The organism is Candidatus Uabimicrobium helgolandensis (assembly GCF_041508025.1).
Taxonomy (GTDB): domain Bacteria; phylum Planctomycetota; class Uabimicrobiia; order Uabimicrobiales; family Uabimicrobiaceae; genus Uabimicrobium; species Uabimicrobium helgolandensis.
Genome location: NZ_CP165719.1, coordinates 4,992,557 through 5,007,930, shown reverse-complemented (window position 1 = coordinate 5,007,930; position 15,374 = coordinate 4,992,557). Strand labels below are relative to the sequence as shown.

Below are 15,374 nucleotides of genomic sequence, written 5' to 3'. Positions count from 1 at the left end.
TAACAAATACGACATATTACTGTAAAAACCAATAATTTTTAACAGAGTTAATTGTGTTGCTTCTTCTAGCAGAATTTCAAAATTTAATAAAGGAACATTTTGATAGCGATTATTTCCGATATTCACGCGAATTTAGAAGCTTTACAAGCAGTTTTTGAAGATATCAATAACAAAGGTATTGAGACAATTTACTGTTTGGGAGATATTATCGGATTTGGACCGAATCCAAGAGAATGTATCCAAATGGTAAAAAGCAGGTGTATATTTTCGATTGCTGGTGACCATGAAGAAGGTATACTAGTTGGCTATGAAAAATTTTTTGGATATAAAGCTAAAATAATTGTCGAATGGACGCGAAACGAAATAAACAGTGAAAAATATAACAAAAAAGAGAACGATGAGTTATGGAACTTTTTAAAAGAATTGCCAAAAATAGTGTGTAAAGATAACTTGGCATTTGGACATGGCTCTATTAAATCTTGCACAGAATGTGTCACGCCAACAGCCTCTAGTTGTGAACTAAAATTAATTTTTGAACAATTCGCACACATTTGCTTTTGTGGCCACACTCATATACCAGGAATCTTTACTAACGACTATCAATACCACTACGCTGGGCATATCGATAATTTATTTCAAGTATACAACAAAGTATTTATCAATGTAGGCTCCGTTGGTCAACCCCGAGACGGCAACCCTCAAGCTTGTTATGTTATCTTTGATGGACAATTTGTTCGGTGGAGAAGAGTTACTTACAACTACAAAAAGACAATGAAAAAAATAATGGCAATAGACGACTTAGATGATATGTTAGCTCATCGTTTAGAGCACGGTAGATAACAAATACCATCACTCAATCAATAAAAAATCTAGAATGTACGATTTTAATTAAGTAGGAAAATTTTGATAGCGATTATTTCCGATATTCACGCGAACTTAGAAGCTTTACAAGCCCTGACTACTTGATTGAACGCTTAAAGCATGGTACCTAAACAGTATTATCTAAAGGTAAATGAAGTTGCGATAAATTTTTTAATTGTGCCAATTCTGCCGGGATTTCCTTTATTCTATTATTATTTAACCACAGTTGTGAAAGATTTTGTAGTTGTGCTATCTCTGTAGGAATTGTCGTTATCTGATTATGTGATAATTGGAGTTGGCGAAGATTCGAAAGTTCACCTACTTCCTTTGGTATTGCATTTATTTGATTATTACTTAAACGCAACTGCGAAAGATTTTTTAGTAAACCAATTTCTCTAGGAAGAGCTGTTCTATTAGTTCTATCGGAGGACGGAGTTCTATATGAAAAATTGGCTTGAGGGAGGCCTTTTGTCGTTGTATTTCCAGCTAGATTGTTCCGTAATTGTACTACTTCTTCGGGAATATTTTGTGCATTATTGCTATACAAAGATAAACAAGAGAGATTTTGTAGCTGTGCTATTTGTTTTGGAATGTTATTGATTAGATTGTGAGACAAATCAAGATGACAAATACTACTCAGTAGACCAACTTCAACAGGAATGTGACTAATTCTATTGTTCGACAAAGAAAGATATTCAAGTTTTTTTAGCTGCCCAACTTCAGGTGGGATGCTTCCAATTTGATTGCCTGATAAGAAAAGAGAACGAAGGTTTTGCAATTTGTGTATTTCAGGAGAAACGCTACTTATATGGTTATTTTCTAAATCTAGTTGAACTAGATTTTGTAATTTACTTATTTCGCGAGGAACACTAGCAATTTCATTGTTATAAAGCAGCAGAGAAGTCAGCAAAGTCAAATCAAATACATACTGTGGAATTTTATTTAACTGTTTCTCAGACAAATCAAGTTTGAATCCGGTCGCAAAACCGCAATTCATAAATTTGCAACCTCTGAGGTTCTGAAACACTACATCACTGCGAAAACTGCAATTATCAAAAAATGAATTTTCTATGTCACAGTAGTTTTCTTTCAAATAAAAAGTACAAGCTTTGTATTTACAATCCGATTTTACATCTTCGAGCGTACGCCCTTTTATTTCCGTTATATTTTTCTTTGCTTTTCTTCTCCTAAACCACATCGTAAAATCCTCTCTTTATAACGCTCTTCAATTAAAATAAGAAAAAACATCGTTAGTTTTGTTTTTGTTCCATCTTTCAAAGAAGCTTGTTGTTTTAAGTTACTTCCATGGAGTAACGCAACAAAGATCCAGGTAGTAAACAAAATAATGCATAAAAATCAAAGCGAAATCTAGCAAAATTCCATACAATCAAAAATTTATTGACAATTGCGTTTTTAAATGTTACTTTTTTAGTAACAATTAAAAGGAGTAAAAATTGGCTTTTGATAAAAAATTTGCAACGGGGATTCATATTGCTGTAGTGTTATCTTGTTTTACAAAACTGGCGACATCCGATTTATTGGCGAAAAGTGTTGCAACTAATCCAGGGTTGATTAGACGTATTGCAGCGAAATTACATAAGGCTGGCATTATAAAATGCTATGCTGGCAAAAACGGAGGAATGGAGTTGTCTAAAGCTCCAGAGGAAATTACCTTACTAGAGATTTATGAAGCTTTATCGCTAACACCTGTACTAAAGACATCGGACCGCGAAGTATTTTCTCCTTGCTACATCAGTTGTAATATATCTCATGTTTTAGGCGGAATTTTTGAAGAAGGGGAACAGGCTTTAAAAAATACTCTTGCCGACAAAACAATTGCTGATGTAAAAAACAAAATAGAGATAATACGATGATATTTTTTGCTATCAAATGTTACTTTTTTTGTAACATTTTGTGTTTAAGGAAGACAAAAATGAATTCAAATTTACAAAATACTTGGAAAACAATCGTAGCAAATGCCACAATTGAAGATGCTGGACATACATACAAAACACGTGGATTAATAGAAAAAACTTCCTTTGTTGACTTACCAACTTTAACAGTAAAATCTAGAAACACGGAAGGTAAAATAGAAAAAATAGAGCTGCCAGAAATAATAGACCATGCTGCAGCTACCGAAGCATTTGGAGTTAAAGACAATGACCGAGAATTTACTGTGGGAAAGGAAGCAAAAAATAATGCGCCAGATGATACTTTGCCTACAGTTAAAGATAAAGAGCAAATAAAAATAGATGATGAACTTTATCCAACAGTGACCAATGAACAATTTGATTCAGAAATTTCAAAAGCCAATGAAGACACTATTGTTTCACCATTAACAGTAAATGACAATAACAAAGTAATCCACACTCCACAAATGCAGCCCAATTCATTTTCAACACTAGAAATTCACAATGAAATTGCTCGCGGCGGGATGGGAGTTGTATTAAAAGGACAACAGAACAGTTTAATGCGCGATATTGCCATTAAAAAATTGCTGGACAATGATGAAACAGAGAATGATGTTGAAGAAAAGAAAAAATTTGTGATGGAAGCGCGCGTAACTGCTTTTCTTGATCATCCGAATATTATTCCTATCCACGAACTTGGCGTAGACCACGACGGGAATCCTCTTATTACCATGAAGTTAGTACGCGGTAAGTCATGGAAGCAAATATTAAATAACTATAAACCAGAAAAATACTGCCCTGAATATATAAGTGAACAACTTGGTATTCTCATTAACATTTGCAACGCTTTGTCCTACGCACACAACAAAAATATTATACACAGCGATCTAAAGCCTGCGAATATTATGGTAGGAGAGTTTGGTGAAGTTTTCGTAATGGACTGGGGAATAGCCGTTACCACAGATTTAGACAGCACGATTACCATGCATAAATCAATGATTACAAGTCCAATGGGAACACCGCACTACATGGCTCCCGAACTAGCAGCAGGTGAAGGTGAGAAAATTGGTCCTTGGACAGACACCTACCTTTTAGGAGCTATTTTGTACCGCATTCTAATGGGAAAACCGCCACATACAGGTAGCAATTTGTGGGCATGCATTCATCTTGCTAGCGAAGGAAATATTCCACCATTTCGCGATGATATTCCTGGCGAGCTCGTCAATATTTGCACCAAAGCCATTCAGAAAAATCCCCAAGATCGCTACACTTCAATGAACGATTTTAAAAAAGCTATTCAAGAGTTTAGCGAACATTGGGAAAGTATTCAAATTACCGATGAGTCTTATAATTTTTTGCAATTTGGTAAGAAAATTTTCCAAGAATTTCAAGAAAAAAGCAGAGCCGAGGTTCTCAAAGAGTATCCCAATCCTTATTGCCCTATTTCGCGTTCCTTGTTCGGATTCAACGAAGCATTGCGCATTTGGTCAGAAAATCCAAAAGCAATAGCGGGTAGCAAAGAAGGAATGATTCTTTATTTCAAAATGGGACTAGTGAATAAAAATTACGAACTTTGCTGTTTTGTTATTGGCAAATCAAAAAACCATTTCGGCTATGATACCACCGAACTTGAAGCAGAATTAGCACAACACCAAGAAACAGAGGATCTTGGCCAAGAAAATACACCGAGCAAAACAAACTCTGAACTCGCATACCGCGAAACAACACTTGCTTTTGATCCTGAACTCGCTTACGCTCAGACCAAGAGAATTGAAAAGCTCGAAATGCAAAAAGACAATCGAGATTATGGGAAGTTAGTGATCACTGTTGCCGCAATTTTTGTTGGCATTATTATCGGTAAACTACTATAAACCAAGTTACAACATCTCACTATTAAACGAATAGCAGTTTTTCATAATTTTTGAAACCTTACTTACTTTGCATGAATCTAAAGATTCATGCAAAACAATCAGTTACTCATTATGCACTACCTGGTATTTTGCATACGATTACAATAAAACCTTACTCATATAATAATACTTGCAAGCTAAGTCTCGAAGATAATCGTAAGAACAAACATTTTTTAGTAAGTGCGAAGGAATAGCGCTCTCTCCCAAATATATTCCAGATAAAGCTCCAGTGATTGCCCCTAAAGTATCTACATCTCCACCCATTTTAATTGCGCCATAAACGGCATCTTTCCAAGAGTCCTTGTATCTAAGAAAAGACCATAACGAAGCTAGCACTGTGGGAATAACAAATGGTGTAATAATTGGTGTTGCAAATTCAGGTCTTTCCATACCACTCCAAGCGATAAATGCAAATGTTTCCTCATCTTCTCTGTTAATGTAAAGAGGCAAAACATCTATATATTTCGCAAATTCTTCGTTGTATGGATAAATAGTTTTCGCGATTTCTTTACAAAAATAAGGAATATTTACTTCCTCTGTTGCAATTAACTGCGCTGCTTTGGCAATCGCTATTCCTCCAGCAATACTTCGAGAATCTTTGTGGGTGAGTTTTGAAATTTGCGCAACCTCTTGAGGTAGCTTTGTTGGACTATCGCAAAATGCTAAACCTAGCATCGCTGTACGCATTGCAGTGCCATTTCCAGCATTGCCTTTAACAGCGCCACAATTAAGTGGGTCATTATTTGATAAAAAACGATCAGCAGATTGTGTACAAGCTCCTCCCGGTCCAATAACAACTTGTGTTTTCCATAAGGAAAACATAGACTCTGCAACCAAGTAAACTGAAATTTCTTTATGAGCAACAATCGATTGCAAAGTAGCAATTGTCAATTGTGTATCGTCGGTATATTGTCCTTTTTCATAACCTTCGAAAATAGCGTATTCACAAAAAAAATTTTGTTTTTCAGGTATAGATTCACTCCACAATCCTTCATAAGGTGCTCCAAGTGCGTCACCAACAGCACATCCTAGCAAACCACCAGTATACTTGTTTAGCATAAATTTTACTCCTCTAGATAACGATTGTTATTCGACATCTTGCGAAATAGTTATTGTTATGATAACATCGTCAATAGTTATAACCAAATTTTTTAAGCAATAGGTGAGAATATAATGGTCGTAAAAAAATATGTTAGTGGCGGTATACAACTTGATCAGCGCGCTCCAGACTATGCTCATGAAGTCATGTCGCTCATTCCAATAATCAAAAACATCTTTTTTGCTTTTCATCACGAACAAAGTTTGTATGCGATAATTGCTAATCTTGATGAAGAGGAAGCCTCGGCTGACTTGATGGTCATTACCCGCCGTGGTATTGGCATTATCGAATTTAAAGGAAATTATGGAGTTGTTCGTCAAGGTGAAAAAAATAATCACTGGTGTGCCGGAAAGGTCATTGTAAAAGGTGGTAACAACAATAAATACGGAACACCGCACAAACAAGTTCAAGCATATGCGCAAAAAATTCGCGATGTTCTTATTAGTGGAGAAAACTTAGAGCGCGAACTTCCTTGGAAGAGTTTTCGATTTAATACTGCAGTGTGTTTTACACACAAGAAAGCTAAGTTTCATAAATTTCGCGAATGGTATGCGCAAAAACAAGATCTTTTGGAAAATTGGGAACAATTTCATATACTATCCGCCACAGAAATTCCTGAGTGGGTAGCTTCTTTGCGTTTTGAGTACAAAAAAAATTATAGTGGTGGTTATCAACCTTACTCCCTTTCGAATGAAGAGATTGAATACATTGCAACCAAACTATTTAAAACTGTAGAGTGGTCAGAAATTGACCAACTTATGCCCGATGGACAGCCATACGCATATTTGAGTATTATGCGCGAAGGGCAAGCAGGAAATCATGGATTAAAATTTGATCGCGAAGTAATCGGGCGCAGCGCTACAAATAGTGATTTTATTATTCCTGCATCATTCGAAAAGGTAAGCGGAAAACATTTAGAAATTACTCGAACTCTTGCTGGAATCTTCGTTGAAGACATTGGAAGTAAGAATGGTACATATATAAATGGGCAAATGCTCACCACCAAAACTTTAATAGAAGACCAACAAAAAATTTATCTCGGCGGAACAAATCCGTGTGAATCTTGTATATTAAAATTTTCTCTAACTCCACCAGATACGTCTAAGACTCTTTAGGAAAAGTCAATATGGAGATAATTAAGTTTTACAGCGTTGTCGATGAGTACGGTGAATTTTCTAATTTTGCGAAGTATCCAATTAAAATGAATGGTGTTACCTGGCCAACAACAGAGCATTATTTTCAAGCAATGAAAATGGTTTCGCCTCAGAATCAGAAAAAAATACGAAACGCTAAAACAGCGATGCAAGCTGCGCGCATTGGACGCGACCGCAAAAATAAACGCCGCCGCGACTGGGAGTCTTGCAAGGTAGAGATTATGCGTAAAGCAGTTCTTGCTAAATTTTCGCAGTACCAAGAGCTCAAAGAGCTGCTTTTGAGTACTCACCAAGCCAAAATCGTAGAACATACTGTAAATGATGACTACTGGGGAGATGGTGGCGATGGCAAAGGTAAAAATATGCTTGGAAGAATACTTATGCAAGTACGCGATATACTTGCGAAAGAAGAACGATGAACAGAAAAAAAATAGCACAGCGGCGTTCTTTGCAAAATGTCGTTAAAAATACTCACTACCAAGGGTGCACATTCTATTTGGAACACCCTATTGTCGATATAGAAAATGTTATTTTTGAAAATTGTAGTTTTCGCACCGCAAAAGTAAGATTTAGAAATCTAAAAAAAACTAAATTTAAAAATTGCAATATAAATACATTAGTTCTCAAAGAGTTTAATGAAATTGAACTTGAAGCTGGCTATATCGACGATCTTGACTTAGAATTAAAGCCAACATCTCCACCTCTCTTATGTGGAAAAGTAACATTTTCGCAAAACATACGCATCAAAAAAATTCGCTGGCAAAATGCTTCACCTTTTATAGATGATGTAATAAACAATATTCATATACCTAGTTTAGTATCTTTACACTACGTGGTTTTTTTTCACGTTGAGAACGAAATCGATAATCGTATACTAAGCATGTATCCTTCCCTAAAAAACGGAGATGAATTAAAACTAAGCCACCTACACGCCCTAACAACTTTAGGGTTAACAGATTATGCTCTTTCTAAAATACCTAACTTGCCAAAATCTATGACCAAAATTAATTTATCGCACAATTCTATTTGTGAAAAGCATTGTAATTCGTTAAGCATGCTTGACTGTTTGTCAAAACTCAACCTTTCGTACAATGCCTTTGAGAACTTTCCCTTAGCATTGATAAATTTAAAAAATCTAGAAACTCTAGATTTGTCTCACAATCGATTGAGCAGTATTCCCTCACAAATATCACAACTCTCAAAACTACGATATCTCAACTTATCAGCAAATTCGTTGAGTTCTGTAGCCAAGAAAAACATCGCAATTTGGCTACCTAATTGCAGTAAAATTGATTTGTAATCTTAAAAGTTGATTTCTTCTTAGTTACGAAGTGACATTTTATACCACAAAACCCCCCCAAGAATTAAAACAATACCTGCTGTCATGCTAATAGTTGCTGAAATAGCGACTCCCCAAGAAATAGTACAACCACTTATCAAAAAACTCACACAGCAAATTATAGCAACAAGTGTACTATATGGTGCTTGCGTAACAACATGATCCATATGTGGACAACCAGCGCCAATACTACTGAGAATCGTCGTATCGGAGATAGGAGAGCAGTGATCACCATAAATAGCGCCAGCTAACGAAGCAGAAAGAGTCGGAATGAGAAAAGCACTATCAATCTCTCTAGTAATAGGAATAACAATCGGAATCATGATCGCAAACGTCCCCCACGAAGAACCTGTTGCAAAAGCGGTAACACAACCAAGTACAAAGATAAGAACTGGTAACATGTACTTTAATCCGTCACTATTTAAAAATTGAGCTAAGTATTTTCCTGTATATAGTTTCTGAGAAATAATTGTTCCTATAGACCATGATAAAACGAGGGTAAACAAAATAGGAAACATCGAACGCATGCTTTCTATAATAATCGCGACTATTTCGCGCCAAGAGAAAACGCGCCGTCCTAAGAAGTAAAAAATACTAAATCCTAAAGCAATAAATCCTCCCCAAAACATTGCCTTCCCTGCATGCATACTTTGTAAAGATTTGATAATACCGTTTGTCCCACCAAAAAGCTTTGAACTTCCGGTATAAAGCATACCGCATATAATGCTTGTAATCAGGACAGAAAGAGGTAGCAACAAATCATATATCGAATGTGATTTCTGTATACTGCCATCTTGTGCTACTTCTGCCACCCGCTCTTCGTGATCTTTCATTGCTCCAATATTAATATCAAAAGCACAAACTAAAAATACCATTAGTAATGAAAGCCAAGCATAAAAATTAAATGGAATGGTGTACAAAAAAATCGAAAACGCATTTTCCCCTAATCCTGCTTGATCAAACTGACTAACAACATAAATGACCCAACTAGAAATGGGAGCAAGAATGCAAACCGGAGCTGTCGTAGAGTCAATTATATAAGCTAATTTGGCACGCGAAATTTTAAATTTATCTGTCACCGAACGCATAACAGCACCAACTGTCAAACAATTAAAATAATCATCAAAAAAAATAATCATTCCCAAAAACATCGTACTTAAACTCGCTTGAGCACGCGTAGTAATTCGTTTTAAAGCCCATTCACCATATGCTTTTGCTCCTCCAGCTTGGTCTACAAGATGCATAATAGCACCTAGTACAAAACAAAATAGTAAAATAAATAAATGCCAACTACCCTGAAATTTCTCCCAAGAAGAGAAGTTTTCTAGTTCTGAGTTTTTCCAAAAAATGAGTAATGCATCCTCCAAAGCAGAAAAAACACTACCATTTTGTACAATTAGTGTCCCACTAAGCACACCAATAGATAAAGATAAAATGATTTTACGCGTAGCAAAAGCAATTGCAATTGCCAATATCGGAGGGATAAGAGATAGCCACCCATAATCCATAGTAGAATGTCCTTGATTTAAGATTTTTACTGTAATTTTCAACAACAGATAGCCACCCATAGTTCGTAGCAGAATGTCCTTGATTTAAGATTTTTACCGTAATTGTCAACATTAGTTTACCAATTTTCAGATAATCTTATTATAATCATAAAAATCTTTTACGAAATGAATATTTACTCTTTTGACTTACTTGGGCGAAGAATATAGATTATTGCAATACAAGAGTGTCAGTCGCTTGCCGCATATTATTAGTATTTCAAAGATACAGGAGAATTTTATGAGAAAAATGACTTTGTTTGGTTTGTGTCTACTTTGTTTACTTAGTAGTTGTACTTTTCCATACTTTTATTGGAACGAGAAAAACCAAGATCTTACTCGTGTTCGCAATAACTATGTGCTCACCTACGAACGCGAAGCAAATATCACTTTTTTTCCAGAAGTCTCACAAGAAGAAGCGCGTAAAGAAGGTCTGGTTTCTTCTTTGATCCTAGGAATCATTACTTTACCAATTAGTGCTATCGCTCTACCCATACAATACCCGTTTTTAGCATCTCAGCGCCTTATTGACCACTCAAAAGCCAAAGCCATGGTCGAAAAATACTTTGCAGAAGGAAAATACGACAAAGTTATACAAATAGACCCGAATCATATTGAAGCTCACTACGAAAGAGGTTTGGTTTTTTATCAACGTAAACAACTTACATCTGCAATCTCTGATTTTTCGGCAGCGATAGCAATAGGCCATCACCATAAATCTATGGTAAAACGTGGCTTGGCATTCTATGAACAAAAACGTTTTTCTTTAGCCATTGCTGATTGGAAATATGCAACAAATACTGGTTATCCGTCCGAAGAATTAAAACCTCTGATTGATGAGGCATATACAAAAATAAACAACAGCGCACCCTAATCTACACAACAAAAATGCATAATTCGCTCACGCAATTTTTGGATATTAATAACGATACGGTTTGTAATGTAGTTTTTGAAAGATAAGTACAATTACAAAAACAAGATAGCGGAGATTACCATGGAAAATAAGATATTTGAGCATCAATACGAAATATCGCTATTTTTTGTAAACGCACAAAAAAACGTTGGATTATACCAACTACTTAATATTCTTCAGGACATTTCTTTCAGGCATGGTGCTAGCACTACATACAAGCAGCCTTCTGGTATATACTGGGTTCTTACTAGACAAACCCTAGAAACAACGCGCTGGCCAAAATTGGGTGACACAATCACCATAAAAACGTGGCTTTCTTTAAACGAACGTGGCTTTCTTTTGCGCGAATACTACGTATACATAAAAGATGAAATTGTCTGTCGTTGTTCTACAAGTGTTGCAAAACTAGATGCAAATATAAAAAAAATTGTGCCGGTAGGTAAAGACGAAATACAAAAATACACTACCACAAAAAAATTAGACTTTTCTCCTCAAAAAATTAGACGATTTGAGGACAACAAACCACTTAAAACTTTTGCAGTACGAAATAGCGATATTGATTTTAATCATCATGTAAACAATACAGTATATGCAAAATGGGTGTTAGATGCCGTTTCTTATGAAAAACATTTTAAATATCAGATGCGGTCTTACAGTGTTAATTTTTTGGCAGAATCTCACTTAGGAGATGAAATTGAAATCCAACAAAATACTACTGAATCAATATACCAAGGTTTACGCCTCCGAGATAAAAAAATAGTCTTTACCGCACAAATAGATGCTATCCCTAAGTAGTGAGTATAAAAATGTATACAATAGAAAAACACGGCCAAGTAACCATCATGCAAATAAACATTCCTTTTGATTACGAAATCTCACTTACTTGTAAAGAAAAGGTATACACACTACTTAAAAACCCTCTCATTATCATTATCAACAAACATAATTTAGATGGTAGCGCAATATTTCATGTTCTTGTCCAAATAGCCGATATGTTTGAACAAGAAAAACAATACCTTGGCTTTGTATTAAATGAATATAACTATTCTATTTTTGATAATATTTATGGCCAAAAACTTATGCGTTATTTTCATACAACGCAACAAGCTATAAATGCAGCAGACATTTTTCTTAAGTAGGGAGAAAATTGATGAAGACTCATTGGAAGATTTTAAAAGTATTTCTATCTTCTACATTCAAAGATTTAGAAATAACCAGAGACCGCTTAACCAATATATTTGAAACCATTGAGCGCACAATTCTCAAACGATCTTTGACCATACGCCCTTACGATTTGAGATGGCGCGATCGTCACTCACAAGAATCTATTGTCGATTGGTGCATTCGCATGGTACATCAATGTGACTATTTTATCGGTATTCTGGGAAATCGTTATGGATGGCGTCCGCCTTATGCTATTGATGGCAAAAAAAATACCATCAACATTTCGATGACCGAAATGGAAATAAAGGAAGCCTTGCGCACTATTCCGCGTGAAAACCGCTTTTTTTGCTTTACCTCTTTCCAAGACATTGAAGATGAAAACAACGAAGATATCAAAGCAATGGAAAAACTCAAAGCTTTTCTGCGTAACAAAGGAGAAACGATATTCGAATGTGACAACTTGGAAAAGCTTTTACAATGTATAGAAGAAGAGTTCTCATCAACTATCGATAAACAGTACCCACCAGACGTAATTGTTACTGCCGAACAACTAGGACGCCTCGAAGCTTTAGAAGAGTTTATTAATGAAAAATTAGGTGGTTTTGTTGGGCGCGAAAAAGACGTTGAATATTTAGAAAACTTTGCCCAAAATAACAATCGCAAAAATTACCTAATTGTACAAGCTGTTGCTGGAACAGGTAAATCTGCCCTCATGGGTAAGTTCATGCGTGATCAACAAAAAAAATCACCATTAATTGCTCATTTTCTAAGTATTGATGGTAGCGCGCGCGAGGTAAAAGAAATACTCTTTTCATTAGTAGACCAACTTTATAGCAATAAACTGCTTGAAGAGGAACCTGAAAACGATATAAAATCTCTACGTAGTCAACTCCAAGAAACACTCGAAAACTACAAAGAGCCACTAGTTGTTCTAATTGATGGTATTGACGAGGTTGAAGAAGATGGACAGTCACTTTTTTGGTTGCCACGCAATCTACCTAAAAATATTCGTGTTATCATCACAACACGCCCTGTAGATACATGGCAAATTTTACGCAAATATCCTTTTGTTGAACAAAAGCAACTCATGGTCTTGCAGCAACAAGAGATTACACAAATTATCGACAACTACATGCGTGACCACAAACTAGAGTATAACGAACAAGATAGAGAAATATTGCAAAAAAACTGCGCTGGAAATCCGTTGTATTTGAAAGTAGGACTTGATGAGCTTCGCGCCTCTGGAACTTCTGTTGCACAGTTAGCAATAACTGTCGATGCGCTATTTCATCAAATACTAAATCGTCTAGAAGAAAAATACCAACAGCAATTTGATAACAATGATATTCCTATATCTGCACAAGAATTTTTTGAAAAATATCTTGGTTTTATCGCTGCTGGAAGAGCAGGCGTTTTAGAAAAAGAATTGCAAGACATACTAAAAATAGGCGATGATCTACTACTTCCAATTAGTAAATCTCTTAGTAATTTCATCATCACTCGTAGTGGATTTTTAAACTTTTTCCACCCAGAATTTGAACGTACAATTAAGGCGCGTATAGGTAAACAAAAAATGCGCCAAATGCACGAAAAACTAGCCGAGTATTTTAACAACAAAGGTCTTGACTATATACGTTCACTTGACGAACTTCCCTATCAGTTGCAGTGGAGTGAACAATACAATACGCTTCTTGAAATTCTCACTTCTCTAAAGTTTCTCGAAGGAAAAGCACAGCGTAATTTGATACAAGGACTACGCGAAGACTTTCGTTTTGCTTTAGATGGACAAGTCGTTAGTATTCCACCTAACTGCGAAGTAAAATTGACACCTGAAATTACCGTAAATAGAAATACCATTCGTCTTATTCAAAAGGCTCTTGAAATAGATTTTCATTTATTGCAACAAGAACCAGAAAATATTTTCCACTGCTTATGGAATCGTTGCTATTGGCATGATTGCCCAGAGTTAGAAAAACACTACAAACTAGAATTTCCCGTAGAACAAAAAATGTACCAACTCGCAGAAAAATGGCGTAAGGAAATCGAGCCTCGTAAACTATGGTTGCGTAGCCTACGTCCATTGCCACAACGTATGGATTCAGCAGTAATGAGTACATTGCGTGGCCACACAAGATCGGTGTTACAAGTAAATGTACATAAACACAAAGCTGCATCTGTGGCTGAAGATCACACTGTCAAGATATGGGATTTAAAAACAGAAATATGCCTATTTACTTTACAACATCATCATCAAGTTAATAGCGTTTGCTGGAGTCCACAAGGCGATTTCCTCGTTTCCGCCGCTGAAGATGGTTGTGTTAAAATTTGGAATGCACAAATGGGCGATGAAGTCCATCGTTGGGACCATGCCAACAGTGTTAGCTCTGTTGATTGGAGCAGTGATGGCGCTTATATTGTTTCTGGCTCGCGCGACGGAATAGTGCGCGTATGGGATGTTGAAAAAGCTTGCGTTATTGAGACTCTTCAAGGACACAAAGGTGGCGTTTTTTGCGTAAAATGGAATCCACAAGGCGATTTAATTGCCTCTGGTTCAAAAGATAAGAATATTCATGTTTGGAAGTGGCAAGAAAAACAGTGTATTGCTGTTTTACGTGGACACCGCGAACGAGTGTTGTCTGTTTCATGGAATAGCGATGGCAAAATACTTGCGTCAGGAGGATTCGACAGCGAAGTACGCCTGTGGAACTTTCAAAAAGAAAAATGTACAAACACTTTTCGCGACCACCAAAGTGTAGTCACAGATGTTTGTTGGCATCCAGAAAAACAGATTCTCGCGTCTGCTTCGGAAGACAAAACTATTCGCGTTTGGAATATAAAGCGAGGCAAGAGTTTTTGTCTAGAAGGCGTTGGCGGAAAAATAAATAGCGTGTCGTGGACTGCAACTCATGACCTAATTTCTGGTGGTGATGATAATTTAATTCATACCTGGAATCCACAACCAACGCAATTCACTATTCCTTTTGAAGAACAAGGACAGAAAATAAGAAAAATCGCTTGGAATCCAAAAGGAACGCATGTCGCCGCGGTATTACAAAATAGTACTATCCAAATTTGGGATGTAGTGCGCACTAAAATTTATTGTGTTCTACGTACAAATTCACAAACATTCGATGCTGTGTGGGTAAACGAAGAAGAACTGGCTTCATTATCCACAGATATTACTGTTTGGAACTGGAAAAGCCAAAAACGCGCAGAAGAAATAGAATTTCAGCACAACAAACACCTATTTCAAAAATGGAAATCTTGTACTGTGGTGAGTTCCTTGTATGCCGTTCAGGAAGAACAGCAAAGTACACTACTTATGTGCGATGAAGGTAAGATGAGCTATTTCCCCGCGCCACTAAAAAATGCTGGGTGTTTAAATTCAGGGTATCTAAGTGGACATTCACAGGATTATTTGTATCTTTTCGAAATCATGAAAGAATAAAGTTCCCTTTATGGAGTACTAGTCTATAACAA

General features: G+C 36.2%; 13 protein-coding genes. 10 read left to right on the top strand and 3 right to left on the bottom strand.

The genetic code is table 11. The features are described from left to right. Positions 1-99 precede the first annotated feature (99 nt). Positions 100-840 carry a metallophosphoesterase gene (locus UABHE_RS18265; RefSeq protein ID WP_372364676.1) on the top strand — a complete coding sequence of 247 codons (741 nt, stop codon included), beginning with the start codon at positions 100-102 and terminating at the stop codon, positions 838-840. A 148-nt stretch (positions 841-988) separates the two neighbouring features. Here the strand turns inward: UABHE_RS18265 and UABHE_RS18260 are convergent, their stop codons facing one another. Next, positions 989-2,059, bottom strand: a complete 1,071-nt coding sequence (locus tag UABHE_RS18260) for a leucine-rich repeat domain-containing protein (protein ID WP_372364675.1) — start codon at positions 2,057-2,059, stop codon at positions 989-991. Positions 2,060-2,315: 256 nt separating this feature from the next. Here UABHE_RS18260 and UABHE_RS18255 point away from each other — a divergent pair, with 256 nt between their 5' ends. Continuing rightward, positions 2,316-2,735: an Rrf2 family transcriptional regulator gene (locus tag UABHE_RS18255; RefSeq protein WP_372364674.1), complete on the top strand. Its 420-nt coding sequence runs from the start codon at positions 2,316-2,318 to the stop codon at positions 2,733-2,735. A gap of 59 nt (positions 2,736-2,794) precedes the next feature. Beyond that, entirely contained in the window at positions 2,795-4,642 is a 1,848-nt protein-coding gene (locus UABHE_RS18250) for a serine/threonine-protein kinase (RefSeq protein ID WP_372364673.1), read from the top strand. Between the two features lie 138 nt (positions 4,643-4,780). Here the strand turns inward: UABHE_RS18250 and UABHE_RS18245 are convergent, their stop codons facing one another. After that, positions 4,781-5,740 carry an ADP-ribosylglycohydrolase family protein gene (locus UABHE_RS18245; protein WP_372364672.1) on the bottom strand — a complete coding sequence of 320 codons (960 nt, stop codon included), beginning with the start codon at positions 5,738-5,740 and terminating at the stop codon, positions 4,781-4,783. A gap of 114 nt (positions 5,741-5,854) precedes the next feature. On the opposite strand from UABHE_RS18245, the gene UABHE_RS18240 reads away from it, so the two are divergent. From UABHE_RS18240 to UABHE_RS18230, 3 genes are read left to right on the top strand one after another with little or no spacing between them, the layout of a single operon-like run. Next, positions 5,855-6,895: an FHA domain-containing protein gene (locus UABHE_RS18240; protein WP_372364671.1), complete on the top strand. Its 1,041-nt coding sequence runs from the start codon at positions 5,855-5,857 to the stop codon at positions 6,893-6,895. Positions 6,896-6,906: 11 nt separating this feature from the next. Next, entirely contained in the window at positions 6,907-7,353 is a 447-nt protein-coding gene (locus UABHE_RS18235) for an NADAR family protein (protein ID WP_372364670.1), read from the top strand. Then, on the top strand, positions 7,350-8,234 hold the full coding sequence (locus UABHE_RS18230; protein WP_372364669.1) for a leucine-rich repeat domain-containing protein: 885 nt from the start codon (positions 7,350-7,352) through the stop codon (positions 8,232-8,234). Before UABHE_RS18235 ends, UABHE_RS18230 begins: the two co-directional genes overlap by 4 nt. 20 nt (positions 8,235-8,254) lie before the next feature. Here UABHE_RS18230 and UABHE_RS18225 read toward each other — a convergent pair whose 3' ends face one another. Beyond that, a complete protein-coding gene (locus tag UABHE_RS18225; RefSeq protein ID WP_372364668.1) occupies positions 8,255-9,781 on the bottom strand; it encodes a Na+/H+ antiporter NhaC family protein in 1,527 nt (508 codons plus the stop codon). Between the two features lie 277 nt (positions 9,782-10,058). Between UABHE_RS18225 and UABHE_RS18220 the strand changes: the two genes are divergently transcribed. The 4 genes from UABHE_RS18220 (at position 10,059) to UABHE_RS18205 (ending at position 15,342) form a co-directional block, all read left to right on the top strand. Further along, entirely contained in the window at positions 10,059-10,691 is a 633-nt protein-coding gene (locus UABHE_RS18220; protein WP_372364666.1) for a hypothetical protein, read from the top strand. Positions 10,692-10,811: 120 nt separating this feature from the next. Beyond that, positions 10,812-11,525: an acyl-[acyl-carrier-protein] thioesterase gene (locus UABHE_RS18215; RefSeq protein WP_372364665.1), complete on the top strand. Its 714-nt coding sequence runs from the start codon at positions 10,812-10,814 to the stop codon at positions 11,523-11,525. Between the two features lie 11 nt (positions 11,526-11,536). Further along, the gene (locus tag UABHE_RS18210; protein ID WP_372364664.1) at positions 11,537-11,869 is read left to right on the top strand and encodes a hypothetical protein; all 333 of its coding nucleotides are present in this window, start codon (positions 11,537-11,539) and stop codon (positions 11,867-11,869) included. 11 nt (positions 11,870-11,880) lie between these two features. After that, positions 11,881-15,342, top strand: coding sequence for a DUF4062 domain-containing protein (locus tag UABHE_RS18205; protein ID WP_372364663.1), 3,462 nt, complete (start codon positions 11,881-11,883; stop codon positions 15,340-15,342). The last annotated feature ends 32 nt before the right edge of the window (positions 15,343-15,374 follow it).

Bases quoted from the DNA above. Each gene is read 5' to 3' on its own strand.
- UABHE_RS18260 (WP_372364675.1), bottom strand. From the start codon at position 2,059: ATGTGGTTTAGGAGAAGAAAAGCAAAGAAAAATATAACGGAAATAAAA.
- UABHE_RS18250 (WP_372364673.1), top strand. From the start codon at position 2,795: ATGAATTCAAATTTACAAAATACTTGGAAAACAATCGTAGCAAATGCC.
- UABHE_RS18245 (WP_372364672.1), bottom strand. From the start codon at position 5,740: ATGCTAAACAAGTATACTGGTGGTTTGCTAGGATGTGCTGTTGGTGAC.
- UABHE_RS18240 (WP_372364671.1), top strand. From the start codon at position 5,855: ATGGTCGTAAAAAAATATGTTAGTGGCGGTATACAACTTGATCAGCGC.
- UABHE_RS18235 (WP_372364670.1), top strand. From the start codon at position 6,907: ATGGAGATAATTAAGTTTTACAGCGTTGTCGATGAGTACGGTGAATTT.
- UABHE_RS18230 (WP_372364669.1), top strand. From the start codon at position 7,350: ATGAACAGAAAAAAAATAGCACAGCGGCGTTCTTTGCAAAATGTCGTT.
- UABHE_RS18225 (WP_372364668.1), bottom strand. From the start codon at position 9,781: ATGGATTATGGGTGGCTATCTCTTATCCCTCCGATATTGGCAATTGCA.
- UABHE_RS18220 (WP_372364666.1), top strand. From the start codon at position 10,059: ATGAGAAAAATGACTTTGTTTGGTTTGTGTCTACTTTGTTTACTTAGT.
- UABHE_RS18215 (WP_372364665.1), top strand. From the start codon at position 10,812: ATGGAAAATAAGATATTTGAGCATCAATACGAAATATCGCTATTTTTT.
- UABHE_RS18210 (WP_372364664.1), top strand. From the start codon at position 11,537: ATGTATACAATAGAAAAACACGGCCAAGTAACCATCATGCAAATAAAC.
- UABHE_RS18205 (WP_372364663.1), top strand. From the start codon at position 11,881: ATGAAGACTCATTGGAAGATTTTAAAAGTATTTCTATCTTCTACATTC.